The organism is uncultured Flavonifractor sp., from assembly GCF_944387675.1.
Lineage (GTDB): Bacteria > Bacillota > Clostridia > Oscillospirales > Oscillospiraceae > Flavonifractor.
The window spans coordinates 1-15,796 of record NZ_CALXFV010000048.1; the positions used below are offsets into that span (position 1 = coordinate 1).

Annotated in this window: 14 protein-coding genes; 5 read left to right on the forward strand and 9 right to left on the reverse strand. The window is 61.8% G+C overall.

The annotated features are described in order from the left end of the window. Window positions 1–62 precede the first annotated feature (62 nt). The 3 genes from Q0J74_RS06175 (at window position 63) to Q0J74_RS06185 (ending at window position 4,302) form a co-directional block, all read left to right on the forward strand. The gene (locus Q0J74_RS06175; protein WP_297212221.1) at window positions 63–761 is read left to right on the forward strand and encodes a response regulator transcription factor; all 699 of its coding nucleotides are present in this window, start codon (window positions 63–65) and stop codon (window positions 759–761) included. Next, window positions 736–2,796: a sensor histidine kinase gene (locus tag Q0J74_RS06180; RefSeq protein WP_297212223.1), complete on the forward strand. Its 2,061-nt coding sequence runs from the start codon at window positions 736–738 to the stop codon at window positions 2,794–2,796. The genes Q0J74_RS06175 and Q0J74_RS06180 overlap by 26 nt, the downstream gene beginning before the upstream one ends. A gap of 117 nt (window positions 2,797–2,913) precedes the next feature. Continuing rightward, entirely contained in the window at window positions 2,914–4,302 is a 1,389-nt protein-coding gene (locus Q0J74_RS06185; RefSeq protein WP_297212225.1) for an MATE family efflux transporter, read from the forward strand. Here Q0J74_RS06185 and Q0J74_RS06190 read toward each other — a convergent pair. From Q0J74_RS06190 to yedE, 5 genes are all read right to left on the reverse strand, one after another. Next, window positions 4,293–5,063 (reverse strand): 4Fe-4S binding protein, encoded by a 771-nt coding sequence (locus Q0J74_RS06190; protein ID WP_297212227.1) that lies wholly within the window; start codon window positions 5,061–5,063, stop codon window positions 4,293–4,295. The genes Q0J74_RS06185 and Q0J74_RS06190 overlap by 10 nt on opposite strands. Window positions 5,064–5,437: 374 nt before the next feature. Then, window positions 5,438–5,908, reverse strand: a complete 471-nt coding sequence (locus Q0J74_RS06195; protein WP_297212229.1) for a GNAT family N-acetyltransferase — start codon at window positions 5,906–5,908, stop codon at window positions 5,438–5,440. Window positions 5,909–5,992: 84 nt separating this feature from the next. Beyond that, window positions 5,993–6,238, reverse strand: coding sequence for a DUF3343 domain-containing protein (locus Q0J74_RS06200; protein ID WP_297212231.1), 246 nt, complete (start codon window positions 6,236–6,238; stop codon window positions 5,993–5,995). A 1-nt stretch (window position 6,239) separates the two neighbouring features. After that, window positions 6,240–6,446, reverse strand: coding sequence for a sulfurtransferase TusA family protein (locus Q0J74_RS06205; RefSeq protein ID WP_297212233.1), 207 nt, complete (start codon window positions 6,444–6,446; stop codon window positions 6,240–6,242). A 2-nt stretch (window positions 6,447–6,448) separates the two neighbouring features. Next, window positions 6,449–7,540 carry a YedE family putative selenium transporter gene (gene yedE, locus Q0J74_RS06210; protein WP_297212236.1) on the reverse strand — a complete coding sequence of 364 codons (1,092 nt, stop codon included), beginning with the start codon at window positions 7,538–7,540 and terminating at the stop codon, window positions 6,449–6,451. A gap of 144 nt (window positions 7,541–7,684) precedes the next feature. Here yedE and Q0J74_RS06215 point away from each other — a divergent pair, with 144 nt between their 5' ends. Next, window positions 7,685–8,866: an aminotransferase class V-fold PLP-dependent enzyme gene (locus Q0J74_RS06215; RefSeq protein ID WP_297212237.1), complete on the forward strand. Its 1,182-nt coding sequence runs from the start codon at window positions 7,685–7,687 to the stop codon at window positions 8,864–8,866. After that, window positions 8,857–9,783, forward strand: a complete 927-nt coding sequence (locus Q0J74_RS06220) for a selenium metabolism-associated LysR family transcriptional regulator (RefSeq protein WP_297212240.1) — start codon at window positions 8,857–8,859, stop codon at window positions 9,781–9,783. Before Q0J74_RS06215 ends, Q0J74_RS06220 begins: the two co-directional genes overlap by 10 nt. Before the next feature lie 80 nt (window positions 9,784–9,863). Here the strand turns inward: Q0J74_RS06220 and Q0J74_RS06225 are convergent, their stop codons facing one another. The 4 genes from Q0J74_RS06225 to Q0J74_RS06240 all read right to left on the reverse strand — a co-directional run. Continuing rightward, entirely contained in the window at window positions 9,864–11,630 is a 1,767-nt protein-coding gene (locus Q0J74_RS06225) for an aryl-sulfate sulfotransferase (protein ID WP_297212243.1), read from the reverse strand. 29 nt (window positions 11,631–11,659) lie between these two features. Further along, complete coding sequence (locus Q0J74_RS06230) at window positions 11,660–12,439, reverse strand: sulfite exporter TauE/SafE family protein (protein WP_297212246.1); 780 nt, start codon at window positions 12,437–12,439, stop codon at window positions 11,660–11,662. A 97-nt stretch (window positions 12,440–12,536) separates the two neighbouring features. Continuing rightward, on the reverse strand, window positions 12,537–13,958 hold the full coding sequence (locus Q0J74_RS06235; RefSeq protein WP_297212248.1) for an NCS2 family permease: 1,422 nt from the start codon (window positions 13,956–13,958) through the stop codon (window positions 12,537–12,539). A gap of 123 nt (window positions 13,959–14,081) precedes the next feature. Beyond that, on the reverse strand, window positions 14,082–15,796 hold a 1,715-nt coding region (locus Q0J74_RS06240), incomplete at its 5' end, for a hypothetical protein (protein WP_297212251.1).

Consider the following 15,796-nt stretch of genomic DNA (forward strand, 5'->3'; position numbering starts at 1 on the left):
GGTTTTCCCCATTCCCTTTGAAAGAAAATCCGGCTACACTATCCTCAGACAGGAGGGGTCCCATGAACGAGTGCATTCTGGTGGTGGATGACGATGCCGAAATTGTCAGAGCCATCGCCATTCTGTTGGAAAAAGAGGGCTACCGGGTGCTGAAGGCCTACAATGGTATGGAAGCCCTGGAGCTGGCGGTGGAACCGGAGCTGCGGTTGATTCTGATGGACGTGATGATGCCCAAGCTGGACGGGTTGTCGGCGGTGCTGAAAATCCGGGAACGGCGCAACCTGCCCATCCTCATCCTCAGCGCCAAGAGCGAGGACACCGATAAAATTCTGGGGCTCTCCATGGGGGCCGACGACTACATTTCCAAACCCTTCCACCCCCAGGAGCTGGTGGCCCGGGTGCGCAGCCACCTGCGGCGGTATACCCAGCTGGGCGATGTAAATACCGCTGTCCAGGCCGGAGAAATCCGCAACGGCCGGCTGTGCTACCAGCCGGAAGAGCGGGTGCTGCTGGCCGACGGCGAGCCGGTGCGTCTGACCGCCACGGAGCTGAAAATCGTGGATTTGCTGATGCGCAACGTGGGACGCATTTTCCCCGCCGAAGAGATCTACCGCCGGGTGTGGGGGGAGGAGCCCTACGCCACGGAGAATACGGTGATGGTCCACATCCGGCGGATTCGGGAAAAGATCGAACTCAACCCAAAGGAACCGGAATATTTAAAGGTGGTGTGGGGAATTGGATACAAAATCGAGAAGCATTAAGCCCGCCCTAACCCTTCTGGCCTTTGTGCTGGGGATGAGCCTGCTGCTGTACAGCGGGGCGGCCTGGCTGTTCCTTTTTACCAGTACCAGTCCCAGCACCCGGGTCAGCCTGATGGATGCCTTCCAAGCTGACTACCAGAATACCTCTCTCTTCCGCCGTGTCCTGGGAGAGGACCTCTACGCGCTGCTCCACTATGCCACCAGCACAGAGTACTATTCCAGCGCACCCCTGGCGGAGGACGACACAAACCTGCTCTACCATGTGGAAAAGGACGGCCGTCTCCTGGCCTCCAACACCACTGCCGACCTCTCCGCTCCGGACGGTCTGCCTGAGGGCTACAATTTTCTCTTGATTTTTAACGGAGAGACCGCCTCCATCTGGAAGGACGGCCAAGAGATAGACGTGTACGGCGACGGCTTCTACCGCGGCTGGGAGGAGGACTGGTACGTTCCCGGCTACGCCAACGGAAGCACCCACGAGGAGGCGGACTATGCACAGGTGATGGTCTGTCTGGCAGCGGCAAAGGAACCGGCAAACTATACGGTAACCTACGGTCCCTATAGCATCGTGCAGGATTCGGCCCGCATACGCACGCTCCTCATCTGGCTGCTGCTGGTGCCGCCTGTGGCGGGAGCCGCCCTGTTGATCTGGTATATCCTCTGGCGCAGATACAAGCGGCGGGCCGACCAGGCCATTGCCTGGTTCACCGGCCACATCTGGCTGGAGATCAAGCTGACGCTGCTGCTCCCCCTGACCTGGCTGTGGGTAAACTCCATTGTGGCCTGTATCAATTCCTTCCTCCAGAGCAACTACACCCTGCTGCCCTGGTGTCTGGCCACATTGCTGCCCCTCTGGTGGTCCTACTTCATATGCAACGATTTGCGGTATAATTTCGGCCAGCTGCGCACCCACAGCTTTTGCGCCGCCTGCGTCCGGCTGTTCCGGCGGCAGGCGCTGTCCTGGTCCGTCCAGCGGCGGATGGACCGGCGCCCGGTGCTCCAGTTTGCCCTGTGTGTTCCCTTCTTTCTGGTGTGGCTGGCCCAATTTCCCGCCCTCTACCAGCGCTTCTATATCGGCTTTCAGCCTCTCCTGCTGGTCATCCTCTTTCTGGGAGGCGTGGCTCTCATCGCCGCCCAAATCAGGTTGATGGCGGCCAACCGCAGGGCCACGGCGGATGTGGACCGGCTGCTCACCCACATTCAGGCCGCCGGGTCGGGCCAGCCCACAGGGAAGCTGGAGCTGCCGGAGGATTCCGACCTGCGGGAGGCGGCCGCCAGCCTGGCGCATATGGAGGACGGGCTGCGCACCGCCCTGATGGAGCAGATGAAAAGCGAACGGACCAAAATTGAGCTGATTGCCAATGTCTCCCACGACTTGAAAACCCCCCTCACCTCCATTGTCAGCTATGTGGAGCTGCTCCAGCAGGAGGAGGATCTGCCGGAGCATGTGCGGGACTATGTCCGGATCCTCTCCGACAAAACCCAGCGGCTCCAGACCATGGTGCGGGATGTGTTTGATGTAAGCAAGGCGGCTGCCGGAAGTTTGCCAGTCTCTGTAAAGGTAATTGACTATACCAAACTCCTGCGGCAGACTTTGGCGGATATGAACGAGGAGATTGAAGCTGCTCCTGCCTCTCTGCGGCCCACCCTGCCGGAGGAGCCGGTATGGATTGAGGCCGACGGGGACCGGTTGTACCGGGTGTTTCAGAACCTCATCGGCAACGCCCTGAAGTACGCTCTGGAGGGTTCCCGGATCTACCTGGAACTGAAAACTGCGGACGGACAGGCGACTGCCGTCATCCGCAACATCTCCCGGGATGAGCTGCCCCAGGGAGTGGATCTCACCGAGCGGTTTGTCCGGGGGGACGCCAGCCGCACCGACGGAGGCAGCGGCCTGGGCCTGTCCATCGCCCGCACCTTTACCGAGGCCTGCGGCGGCAGCTTTACCCTGACCACCGAGGCCGACCTGTTCACCGTTCAGGTCTCCCTTCCTCTCACCAGAAAGCGCCCGGCGGAGGAGCCGCCGGCCAGATAGGCAGAAAGACAGCGGCGGGGCCGTCCCATTGTCGGATGGCCCCGCCGCTTTATTGACATGTCAATATTCCTATATTAAAATAAGCACACAGATCTCTACCGAAATGAGGCGAAGCACATGGACTCTCTTCCCCCCAATCCCCTGGGCAGCGCCCCCATCAACCGGCTGCTGCCCAAATTTGCCATTCCGTCGGTCATCGCCTTCCTGGTGACCTCCCTGTACAACATTGTGGATCAGATTTTCATCGGACAGGGCGTGGGCTATCTGGGCAATGCCGCCACTACTGTGGCGTTCCCCTTTGTCACCGCTTCCACCGCCATCGCCCTGCTGATGGGCATCGGAACCGCCGCCAACTTCAACCTGAACCTGGGAGCGGGCCGGCGGGAGACCGCCCGGGCGGTGGCGGGGACCGGCCTGGTGGTGCTGGCGGGGCTGGGGGTACTTCTGGGGCTGGCAGCCTATTTCCTCCGGGCGCCTCTGCTCGCTTTCTTCGCCGCCACGCCCGACGTGTTTCCCTACGCCATGACCTACACCGGCATCATCGCCTTCGGCCTGCCCATGGTCACCTTCACCACCGGGGCCAGCACCATGATCCGGGCGGACGGCAGCCCATCCTATTCTATGTTCTGCACCCTGTCCGGGGCGGTACTCAACACCATTCTGGACCCCATCTTCATTTTCGGGCTGGACCGGGGAGTGGCGGGAGGCGCCCTGGCCACGGTGATCGGGCAGGCGGTGTCCCTGGTGCTGGTACTGGTCTATCTGCTGCGCACCAGGCTGCGCACCCTGCCCCTCACCCGGGCCGATCTGCGACCCCAGCCCCGGCTGCTCAAGGCCATCTTCGCCCTGGGCATGGCCCCCTTCTTCAACCAGATCGCCATGCTCCTGGTGCAGGTGGTACTCAACAATACCCTCACCTACTACGGCGCCCTGTCCCGGTACGGCTCCGACATTCCACTGGCCTGCGTTGGGGTTATTTCCAAGGTCAACACCCTGGTATTGGGCTTTACCATCGGCATCTCCCAGGGCTGTCAGCCTATTTTCAGCTTTAACTACGGCGCGGGCAAGTACAGCCGGGTGCGGGAGGCCTACCGGAAGGCCCTGAGTGTTGCAACTCTCATCTGCTGCGTGGCCTTCCTCTGCTTCCAGCTCTTTCCCCGGCAGATTGCCGCCATTTTTGACGCCTCCGGCTCGGAGCTGTATTTCCAGTTCTCCGAGCGCTATTTCCGCATTTTCATGCTGATGACCTTCGTCAACGCGGTGCAGCCCATTACTTCCAACTTTTTTACCTCCATCGGCCAGGCGAAAAAGGGGATTCTCATCTCCCTCACCCGTCAGGTGCTCTTCCTCATCCCCCTCATCCTTCTCTTCCCCCTGCTGTGGGGGATTGACGGAGTGATGTACGCCGGACCCATCGCCGACAGCGCGGCACTGGCGGCGGCTTTCCTCCTCACCCGGCGGGAGATGCGGCGCATGCCCGCCGAGGACAGGCTGTCTCAGAAGTAAAGCGCGGGCTGGCGGGGCTCCTTCAGCGCCCCCTCCAACCTGGAGCGGGTGGCCAAAAAGGCCTCCGAGCGAACCGCCCGGCTGCCGGTGGGACAGGCCCGCACACAGGCCAGACAGCGCAGGCAGCGCTCCGGGTCGGTGCGGACGGGGGTCTGAGGGGCAATAGCCTCCACAGGGCAGGTTCGGACGCAGGCGCCGCAGCCCACGCAGCGGTCGTCCCCCTCCGGATAGAAGGGCGCCCGCTGAAAGCTCCGATAGGGGCGCTTCCCCGGCAGAGCGGGACTGCTCCAGTCCGGACGGGCCAGCTTGTCCGCCGCACCCCGCCCCAGCGCCCGGGCGGCCTCCAGATCAGCCCCGCTGGGCCGGCCCGCCCCGATATGTTCCGAGAAGGTGTGGGGCGCGATGAATTCCCCCGCCGCCGCAACCCGGAAGCCCCGGGCGTCACACAAGTCGGCCAGCTCCAACAGGGCGTCATCAATGGCCCGGTTGCCGTACACCGCCAGCAGCACTGCCGGGGTACGGGTCCCCGTCAGGCCGGCCAGCAGGTCCCCCACCTCAGGCACCCGGCCATAATAGACCGGCACACCCAGCACCAGCACCTCCTCCGCCCCAAAACTTCGCGGCTGCCGCCGGGTTTCAGGCCGGGTCAAATCCCACGCCTCCGGGGCGGAACTCATGGCCCCGGCCACCGCCTCCACATAGGCACGGGTCCCGCCGGTTGGACTGAAACAGGCAGCAGTTACCTTTCCATGGAAATACATCGCTTTTTCTCCCTTCTTCTGCTTCTTTGCTGAATGCAGCCTGAGCAGTGTTTTCCGCCAAGCGCCTGTGGGCGCGAGACTTTTTCCATAAACTGAGGGCAAAGCCGCGGATGCGGCTTTGCCCTGAGGCTGTCGAAAAAGTGGCAGAGCCACTTTTTCGAATGGGATGCAGGCCGCTACGCGCAGGATTTGTCCGTCTGCAGCGGACAAATCCCACACTTGCGGCCTGAGCAGTGTTTTCATCCACGCACATGTCGCGGCTGAAAACAGATTTCCACTTCCTTCGCGCCTGCGGGCGCGAACTCTGCGAGGCTCCCTGCGGGGGAGGTTTTTCGAGAAGCTGAGAGGGCAAAGCCGCAGATGCGGCTTTGCCCTTACCAATGATAGCGATAAATTTTTTCAGACCCGCCGCCCCCGGTGGGCGCCCGGTCCACAAACTCCCAGCCCAGCTTCTCGTAATAGCCGTCCAGCTTGGTGATAAGATACAGGCAGTCATACCGGCCCAGCGCACGCACCGCCTCGATACTGGCCCGCTGCAGCTGCTGGCCGATGTGCTTGTTGCGGTACGCATCCTGCACATACAGCGTGGCCATCCACGGGGACAGATCCTGCCGGGTCTTCAGGTCATTGAGCCACAGAGACACCACGCCCACCGGCTTCCCGTCCTGAACCGCCACCAGCATCTGGGGTACCGTGTTCCGCTGAGAGGCATACCGGGTGCGGTAGACAATCTCCTCCAGGGTATACCCATCCCCTTTGGCCCACTCCTCCCACAACCAGCGGGAGACCTCCTCCATAAACTCCGGCGCGTCCGCCAGGTTGACAATCCTGGTCTCATCCGCCATAATACGCTCCCCCTTTCCCATGCTGCTTCCACTGCTTCCATTATAGCGGACAGCAGCAGCCGCCGTCAAGGGGATGGGGTGCGCTCAGCTGCGGTCGGCCCGGTACAGGGGGCGATATCCCCCCTCCGTCACCGCCACAGCCTGCTCCATCTCCTCCGGCCACCCGCCCGCGGGGCAGGGGTACTCCCCCCCATACCGCACGCAGGTGCCGCAGCTGCTGCTCAGGTCCCGGGGGACGGGCATCAGCCGGGCCTCCACTCCCTGCCTTTCGCAGTCCTTTTTGAACCGCATGGCCCCAAAGTGGGAGTAAAAGGTGGCGATATAGACCATATCACTTGCTCAGCGTCAGGGTATAGATCCCGTCAGCCTCCGCCACCGACACCTGGCAGCCCTGGTGCTGGGCATAGCGGGTTACATTCTCCCGGGCGGTAGGGTTGTCCACCATCACCCGGCAGGGCAGTTCCCCCGCCGACACGGCTTTGCGGGTCAGCATCACAGGCTCGGGGCAGGACAGCCCCCGGGCATCCACCAGTTTCATGCTCATTCTCCTCTCTTCTTTCCAAAGGTATTGCAGCAGGCGATAACTGCCACCACGGCGATGCCCAGAAGCACCGCGATTCGCCCATTGGCGGTGGGACCCTCCCCGCTGGAGGCAAGACCGAAATTATGGGCAAAGGCAGCCCCCGCCACCAGACCGATCACCGTAATGGCGCTGTCGGTGTTGCCCTCTCCGGCCAGCACCAGCTGGCGGAGGGGACAGCCTCCCAGCAGTACGCAGCCAAAACCCACCAGCAGCATGCCCAGGGCGTTCCACAGTCCGTCGGTGTGGGCCACAGCCTGCCCGGCCAGGCCCAGCTTGAAGTAGGCGGTGGGGGTGACACCGGTGAGAATCAGGTTGCAAACCAGAGCGCTGGCAAAAATGGCCACAAAGCCCGCCAGCAGCTTCCACTCCCGAAACAGCACCACATCCCGGATACCCCCCACCATGCACAGCCGGGTGCGCTGCGCCAGGGCGCCCACCACCAGTCCGGCAGCCAGGCTGGCCAGAACCGCCGCGTGCTGGGCGCCAGGGCCGCCGCCGGCCTCTGTAAAGTGGATAAACGCAGGCGCGGCCAACAGCAGCACCAGCAGCACCACCTGCACCACCGGCAGCACCCGGCCCTCCAGGGCGGGCAGCTTGTAGGTGCGGCCCAGGGAGTAGCCCCGGGTCAGGAAAAATACACCCAGCAAAATGCCGCACACGAAGCCCACCAGGCCCAGCACCGCATTGAGATCGCCGCCGGCCAGACGCAGGATCATACGGAAGGGGCAGCCCAGAAACATCAGGCAGCCGATCATCACAAAAAAGCCCAGCACAAACCGGGTCACCGGGGCGCTCCCCCCCTTGGAGCCGAACTCCCCCCGGAAGCTGGCCAGCAGGAAGCTGCCCAGCACCAGGCCGATGATCTCCGGGCGGATGTATTGCACATTGGCCGCCCCGTGCAGCCCCAGCGCCCCCGCCGTGTCCCGCAGGAAGCAGGCAATGCAGAAGCCCATGTTCAACGGGTTGCCCAGTACCACCAGCACCGCCGCAATGACGCCGATGACCAGTCCGGCCAGAATGATTCCGGCCTTCTCCTGTTTGAAATCCATATCTCTCTCCTCCTGTCTGTTACTCTGATGTGAGTATACCGGAGGTTGTGAGGGATTTCCAATAGTAAGTATTGATATATTTAATCATTCTATTTGAATTTCCAATAATTATGCGGTAAAATGGAGAAAAAGGGGGGCATTGATATGGACGCCATTTATCTGGACAACGCCTGTACCTCCTTCCCTAAGCCGAAGGCGGTACCCCGGGCTATGTATGAGTACCTGTGCCAGGTGGGGAGCAACGTCAACCGGGGCTGCTATCAGCGGGCCTACCGGGTGGAGGAAACGGTATATGAGACCAGGCAGCTGGTATGCGGGCTGTTTGGGGGCGGGGACTGCCGCAGCGTGGTGTTCACCAAAAACATCACGGAGAGCTTGAACGTACTGCTCAAGGGGTTCCTCAGACCGGGGGATCACGTGATCGTCTCCGCCATGGAGCATAACGCGGTGATGCGCCCTCTGGTCCAGCTGGAGAAGCAGGGGGTGGCCTTCACCCGAGTTCCCTGCGATGAGACGGGAAGGCTGGACCCCGCCGGGCTGGAGGGCTGCCTGCGCCCCAACACCCGGGCAGTGGTGATGACCCACGCCAGCAATGTGTGCGGCACGATGCTGCCCCTGGCGGCGGTGGGGGAATTCTGCGCACTGCACGGCCTGCGGTTTTTCGTGGACAGCGCCCAGACCGGCGGCGTGTTTCCTCTCCACATGGGCGAGATGCACATCGACGCCCTGGCCTTCACCGGCCATAAGGGGCTGCTGGGGCCTCAGGGAATCGGTGGGTTTGTGCTGGGCGGCGGGCTGGAGGGGGAGCTGGAGCCCCTGCTCTCCGGCGGCACGGGGAGCGTCAGCCACCTGGAGGAGCTGCCCGACTTCCTGCCCGACCGGTTTGAGCCGGGTACTCCCAACCTGCCCGGCATTGTGGGACTTCACGCCGCCCTGCACTGGCTGAAAGAGACCGGAATGGACAGCGTGCGGGAGCACGAGCTGGCCCTCACCCGCCGGTTCCTGGAGGGGCTGCTCGCCCTGCGGGGAGCAGGACTGCCCTTGCGTATCGTGGGCCGGGAGGATATCGCGTGCCGTACCGGCGTGGTATCCATCCAGACTTTGGACCGGGACATGGCGGAGGTGGCCTGCCGCCTGGACGAGGAATACGGTATCATGACCCGCGTGGGACTCCACTGCGCCCCCTCCGCCCACAAAACCCTGAACACCTATCCCGCCGGCACCATCCGCTTCTCCTTCGGCTGGAGCAATACGCCGGAGGAGATTGACCGGACGCTGGAGGTATTGGAAAAACTGCTGAGGGAGCGGCCCGGCCTATGGATATGAAGCAGCTCCAGTCCTTCGCCGCAGTTGTAACCTACCGGAGTTTTACCAAGGCGGCGGAAAAGCTCTACCTCTCCCAGCCCACCATCAGCACCCACATCCGCCTGCTGGAGGAGGAACTCCACTCCTGCCTCATCATCCGTACCAAGCGCACCGTGGAGGTCACGCCCCGGGGGCAGGAGCTATATGAGTGCGCCCGGGATATTCTGAGCCTGCGGGACAACCTGATCCGCCGGTGGACGGAGGAGAAGAACCGCACCATCCAGCTGGGCGCCTCCACCATTCCCTCGGCCTACATCCTGCCGGAGATCCTGCCGGACTACGGGCGGCTCCACCCGGAGGTCTACTTCACCATCCACCAGAGCGACAGCCAGGGGGTGGCCGACGGTATCCTCAACGGCAGCTTTGACCTGGGCCTGGCTGGGATGGAGATAGACCATAAGCAGCTGGCCTGCGTCCCCTTCTACCAGGACCGGATGGTGCTCATCACCCCGGTAACCCCCCACTTTCTGGCCATGAAGGAGCAGGAGGAGGTCCCCCTGGACAGCCTGCTGCGGGAGCCCATCATTCTGCGGGAACAGGGCAGCGGCAGCCGGAAGAGCGCCCAGCGCTTCCTGGACAGCGCCGGTATCCGGGAGGAGGAGCTGAACGTCACCGCCCGGATCAACGATCAGGAGTCCATCAAAAATCTGGTGGCCGGCGGCCTGGGCGTATCCATTCTCTCAGAGCGGGCTGCCCGCAACTTTGCCGAGGAGAAGCGGGTGCTTCTCTTTGAGCTGCCGGAGTCCACTTCCAGGCGGTATCTCTATCTGCTTTTCCGCAAAAATTTTATCTTGAAGTCCTACATCCAGGCCTTCTGCGACCACATTAAAAAACGCTATGCCCCCACCCTGGGGCAGACCGGACGGCTTTCCCGGTAAAGTCCCGGCGCCGTCCCCGCCCCGGCAAACCGCCTTTGAACCGCCTGTCTCCCTGTTTGGCCGCAGGCTCTGATCTTCTTTTATCGGAACCACATGGGCATCTCATACTTGAAGGTGCGGTAATTTTGCATGGTACATTCATAGGCATACTCCCGGATGAGTACCCCCTGGGCGTCGTACTCCCCAAATACCATGGCCACGCCGCTGTTCACCGTCCAGTTGCCTGAATCTCCGCACAGGGAGCCGTTGGACACAATGCTGGAGTAGGGGACGTCAAAGCTGTCCGCCAGGGTAAAGGTGCGGGCGTTCTCGTCAATGCGGTAGAAGTAGACCTGGCTGGTCTCCTCCCCGGTCTGATACAGGCCGGTCCCCACACTGTCCGCCACCTCCAGGGTAAAGTCCCGGCTGCTCAGCGCCCAGTAGTTGTTGTTGTAGAGGGACAGGTAGTAGACCCCCTCCTCTTCCCCGTCGGCGTAGTACTCCACGCAGTGCTGGCCGTATTGGGGGACGAAATCCCCCACCTGGGTAAGGCAGGCCTCCTCATAAGCGGTATCCGCCCAGAAGCGCGCATCCCCCGCCAGCCAGTCCACCGCCGGCGCGGTATGCAGATCCGCTATCTTGATAATGGATGAGGTCTCCCGGGAGGACACAATCAGGCTGTCTCCCTGGGACAGATATTGCAGGCTGTTCAGGTGGAGCCAGTCCCATTCTCCCGCCTGCCAGAAAAACTCGTCGGTGGCGCCTACCCGGCGGGTGGTCTCAAAGTAGGGCTCCATCAGCTCCCGGAAGTCCAGCAGCAGGGTAACCGCTCCGCTCTCCAGGTCGATGGACAGCAGCCGGTCCTCCACCGTCTCCCCTTCCCTCTCCTCCGCCAGGGCCAGGATCTCCCCCTCCCTGCCGAAGCCGATGTCGTGGTGCAGGTCATAGCCCTCCAGCTCCCAGATCTGGGTCACCTGCCCCAATCCGTTGATCCGGGCCAGCTTGGAGGAGGAGACGCAGGTTATGATCTCATCCTCCACAAACAGCAGCCGGTCAAAGCCATAGCCCTCCAGCACCATCTCATAGCGCAGAATTCCGTCGTTGTCATAGAAGAATCCATAGCCCAGATAACCATTGACCCGCATCATGGTGAACAGGCCGCCGGCCTGCGCCGCCTGAGAGGGGCCGTCGGTCACGTCCAGCCGGGTGGCATAGCCTGAACTGGTCTCCGGCATATCCACCGTGAAGCGCACCACCTGCCGGGTGTTGCCCCAGCTGCCGGTGATGGTCAGGGTAACGTCGTTGACCTCCCCTGGCACCAGGCCGATCACCTGGAATTCGTGAACTTTGGTGTGGGTTTGTCCGCCGTAGTCGGCAGCGGAGGCGGTAAAATCGGGAATCTCTCCCCCCTCCACATGGACGGTATAGCTTACGGCGGTGGCCCGCTCCGTCTCAAAATACAGGTACAGCCCATTGCTCCCGGTGCCGAAGGGGTTGAGCACCGCCAGGGGCTGGGTGGCCGTCCAGGACAGGCCGGGATAGCGCTTCATCTCCTCCAGCGCCCCCGCCAGCCGCTGCTGCACCGTCAAATCGTAATAGCTGAACCCCTCCTCCTCAATATCCCGGGGTACCAGCTGGAAGGCCCGCAGCCCGTCCCCCAGCTCCGCTTCGGCAAAGTCCACCTGCCACTCGTCCATCTCCGCAATGATGTCGCCAGTCTCAAAGCTCCAGTCGGTGCGCACCGTCCGCTCCTGCGCGGTAAAGAATTTGGAGACCGCCAGCACAATTACCGGGATCGCAACGGCCAGTCCCACCGCCACGATCAGCACAATCAGCCCTATCCGTTTCCAATTCGTTTTTGTTTTCATCTTGCCCGCCCTACCTTTATCCATTCCATTTACCAAAAGGATATGACAATCAAAACCACGCCGAGCGCGGTAAGGATGGCCCCGGTGAGCCGGTTGAGCAGCCGTGCATCCGCACGGGTGGCGATTTTGGCGGCGACCTGCGCCCAAAAAAGGGTGAACACCACGCACAGTAGCAGCAAATCCAGCCTGGGTCCGCCGCTGCCTAGGGCAAAATGGCTGACGGTGCCGGTAAGGGCGGAGAAGGTCATGACAAATACGCTGGTGCCCACGGCGGTCTTCAGTTCATAGCCCAGCACCACCGTCAGCACCATCAGCATCATCATACCGCCGCCCGCCCCGAAAAACCCGCAGATCAGCCCGATACAGGCGCCGCCCACGGCGCCCTTGACGATCCGGACGGCGGGGCTGCCCCCCTGTATGGTGCGGTTGGGGGAGGTCACCGGCAGGATGAGAAATCTCAGTCCCAGCACCAGCGTCATCACCACCGAAAAGCCGCCCAGGGTGCTGTTGGGTACCATGGTGGACAGCCAACTGCCCACCATGGTCATGCTCAGTACCCCGCACATCATCACCACGCCGTTTTTTATGTCAATGGCGCCGCTTTTGGCGTAAGTACGGGCGCTGGCGGCGCTGGCCAGGACATCGCTGCCCAGGGCAATGCCGATGGCGTCATAGGCCGGCACGCCCAGCAGCGTCACCAGCATGGGACTGATGACCGTGGCCGCGCTCATTCCCGCAAAACCGGTACCCAGTCCCGCCCCGGCGCCGGCGAAAAAGCAGACCAGGATTTTCAGCCAAAGCTCACGCAATTCCTTCTTCTCCTTACCTGGGATCTACCCGCTCTATGCTAGCAGATACCGGCCGATTTCTCAACTGTTTTCTGTTCCAACAATCTGCACAGGCCGGTCATACAATCAGGAAAAACTTTACCAGGAAAAGCAGGGCAATCCCATAGGTGAGCGCCGAAACCTCCCACCCCCGCCCGCTGAACAGCTTGATGGCGGTAAAGGAGATCATACCCAGGCCGATGGCATGGCCCACGGAACCGGAGACAGGCATGCCGATCATCATCAGGGCCACCGGCACCATCTGATCCAAGTCACCGAAGTCCACATCCCGAAGACCCCGGAGCATCAGCACCCCCACATAGATCAGGGCCGGGGAGGTGGCCGCCGCCGGAATCACTGCGGCCACAGGGGCAAGAAAGATGCAGGCCAGAAACAGCAGGCCGGTACTCAGGGCGGTAAGGCCCGTGCGGCCGCCGGACTCCACCCCGGCGGCGGACTCCACAAAGGTGGTGACGGTAGAGGTACCGCTGCAGGCCCCCACCATGGTCCCCACCGCGTCGGAGAGCAGGGCCTCCCGCATCCGGGGCATCTTTCCCCTCTCGTCCACCATGCCCACCTGGGTGGCGATACCCACCAGGGTACCAATGGTGTCAAACATGTCGATGATGCAGAAGGTAATCACACTGGTCAGAGCGGTAAACCAGCCGATCTGGAGAAACCCCTTGAAATCAAAGTGGAACAATGTGGTCTCCGCCATGTCTCCGAAGGGAGGGAGGAAGGAGGCGGCGGTCAGGTCCGCAAAGGGATTCTCCCCCAGTATCACAGCCTCCCCCGCCCAATAGACCAGGGAGGCCGCCAGCATCCCGAGCAGCACAGCGGCCCGCACTCCCCGCTTGGCCAGAACTACAATGAGGATCAGTCCCGCCAAAATGGTCACCGCCGTCAGCACCATGGCGGGATAGCCGCTCCCCATCATGTCCCGGGCCGCAGTGGGTGCCAGGCTGCCGAAAAAGTCCCGCATCACATAAAAGGGGCCGCCGGTCTCGGAGTAGATGCCCACGTTGGACCCCAGGCCGATGTTCAGCAGCATCATGCCCACCGCAGGCGTGATCCCCAGCCGCACCCCCAGGGGGATGGCCCCCACAATTTTCTCCCGGACATTCAGCAGGGAGAGGACAAAAAAGACCACGCCCTCCACCAGAATAATCACCAGCGCCGACTGGAAGGACCGGAGATAGCTCATTCCGGTCAGGGCGGCGATGTTGGCCACCATAGCGGCAAAAAAGCTGTTCAGCCCCATGCAGGGCGCCAGAGCAAAGGGTTTGTTGGCCAGAAAGGCCATGCAGAACATCGCCAGCGCCGAGGATAGGCAGGTGGCCAGAAATACCCCGTTCCACAGGGGCGACGCCGTGTCAAAGCCGGTGAGCACGTTGGGATTGAGGGCAATGATGTAAGCCATGGTCATAAAAGTGGTCAGTCCCGCCAAAAGCTCTGTACGGACGGTTGTTCCGTTTTCCTTCAGTTGAAAAATCCGTTCCATGAAAGCGCTCCTCTCTCTTGCCGTTCCCCCACAGCTTACCATATTTTTAAAAGAAAATCCATTCCCAATCAAATCAGCGCCCCGGGGCCATATGGCCCCGGGGCGCGTTTGCTCTGGCTTGTCTTATTCTGCTGTAAAGGTGAGGCTTGCCATCTCAGGCTCATAGAGATACTTACCCATCAGGAAGAGCTTGAATGTGACGGCCTGACCGTAAGCCTCCTCAAAGTTCAGGCTGGCGGTGCAACTGCCGGAGGCGAAGGACACAGGTACCAACACCACGTCCAGCATCATGCCGTTCCGGTCGTAGATGGCGCCCAACAGGTTGTGCTTCAAACCGGTATCCCAACCCACCAGAGTGACCCGCACCGGCTGGCCGGACTTCACGCCGGACAGGATGGCCTCCTCCGAGCTGCCGGAGGCGGTGTACACCGCGGCGGCGGCGGCCTCGGGCCTGGTGCCGCCCACGGGCTCAATACGCTCCACGGCGAAGCCGAATCTGTGGATGCCGTAGTCGGCAAGGGAGGGCATTACCACCGTCAGGGTGTCGCCGTCAAGCTCCAGCGTCTTTCCGGCCAGGGAATAGGAGTCATAGCTGCGGCCATTGACCAGCAGGGTGGTATCCGTGCGGTCGGAGAAAGCCACATACAGACCGGTGGCGCCGGGATAGGTGTAGGTATAGGTGGTGGATTCCGGGTTGCCGGTAAAGCCGTGGCCGCTCTGCAGCACAAAGTCCTCGCTGCCCGTATCCCACAGGATGGGGGTGAAGTTCACCGAGTTGACCGCGCCGCCGTAAGGGGCGGTATACACCTCGGCCTTGTCGGCGCCCACCACGGAGCCGTCGGGGTTGACGTAGTGCCAGTTGGTGTCGATGAGCTCGCTCTCAACGTAGGAATAGTAGATCAGCTTGTAGGAGCTGCCCTCGTCCAGGCCGGACAGGGTGTAGGTGCTGTACCAGCGGCCGTCGTCGTCCTGCTGGCCAATGTTGGGGCCAATGGTGACCTGCATGGCCGTGGGGCTCATATCAAAGGTGGAGATGCCGCTCTGGTTCTCATAGTCCACCACGATGAGCATGGACTCCGTCAGCTCCTCCGGACAGTAGATTTTGCCGGTGGCGAAGGGCTGGACGGTCAGGGGGGTGAAGGTGTGGACGAGGGAGCCGGCCAGGGAAAAGGTACCCGCCAGAGAGCTATCGGTGGTCAGGCTGCCGTCGGCACACAGGTAGACATTTCTGCCGGAGAGAATCTCGGCGCTGTTGTAAGTGTTGTAGTACAGCTGGTACTCCTCCGCGGTCTCCGTGGTGGGGAGGGCGATGGAGAAGTTGCCGCTGTCCTTATTGTAGTCGATGGACGCATTCGCAGTGTAAGACTGGGTGGAATGGTCCCGTATTACCAATGCGTAAAGGTTCAGGTTCAGGGAACCCTCGACGCCCTCCGGGCGGTACACCGTGCCGGTGATGACCGTTTTGGCCTTCACCAGGGTAAAGTCCAGCCCGTCGGTGTCGCCGGTGACCATGATGTCCTCCAGGATCTGCTTCTCTCCCCAGTAGATGTTGCTGGACACTTGGGGAGAGTATACCGAATTGAGGGTGATCTTGTGCGTACCCTCCACCTTGGGTACTACCACAGACCAGCTGCCGCCATCGGGGCCTACGGTACCATTGCCGTAAGAATACTTGCTGTTGGGATTCTTTACAGATACACTTACATTCACCGTTCCATCGGTGATATAGCCACCCTCAGGCAGGCTGATGGTGCCGGACAGGAGCCAGCCGGTCGCCACGTACAGCTTCAGACCGGAAACATCCCCTGTACCTATCTTGACGAGGGTAGCCTCGTCCT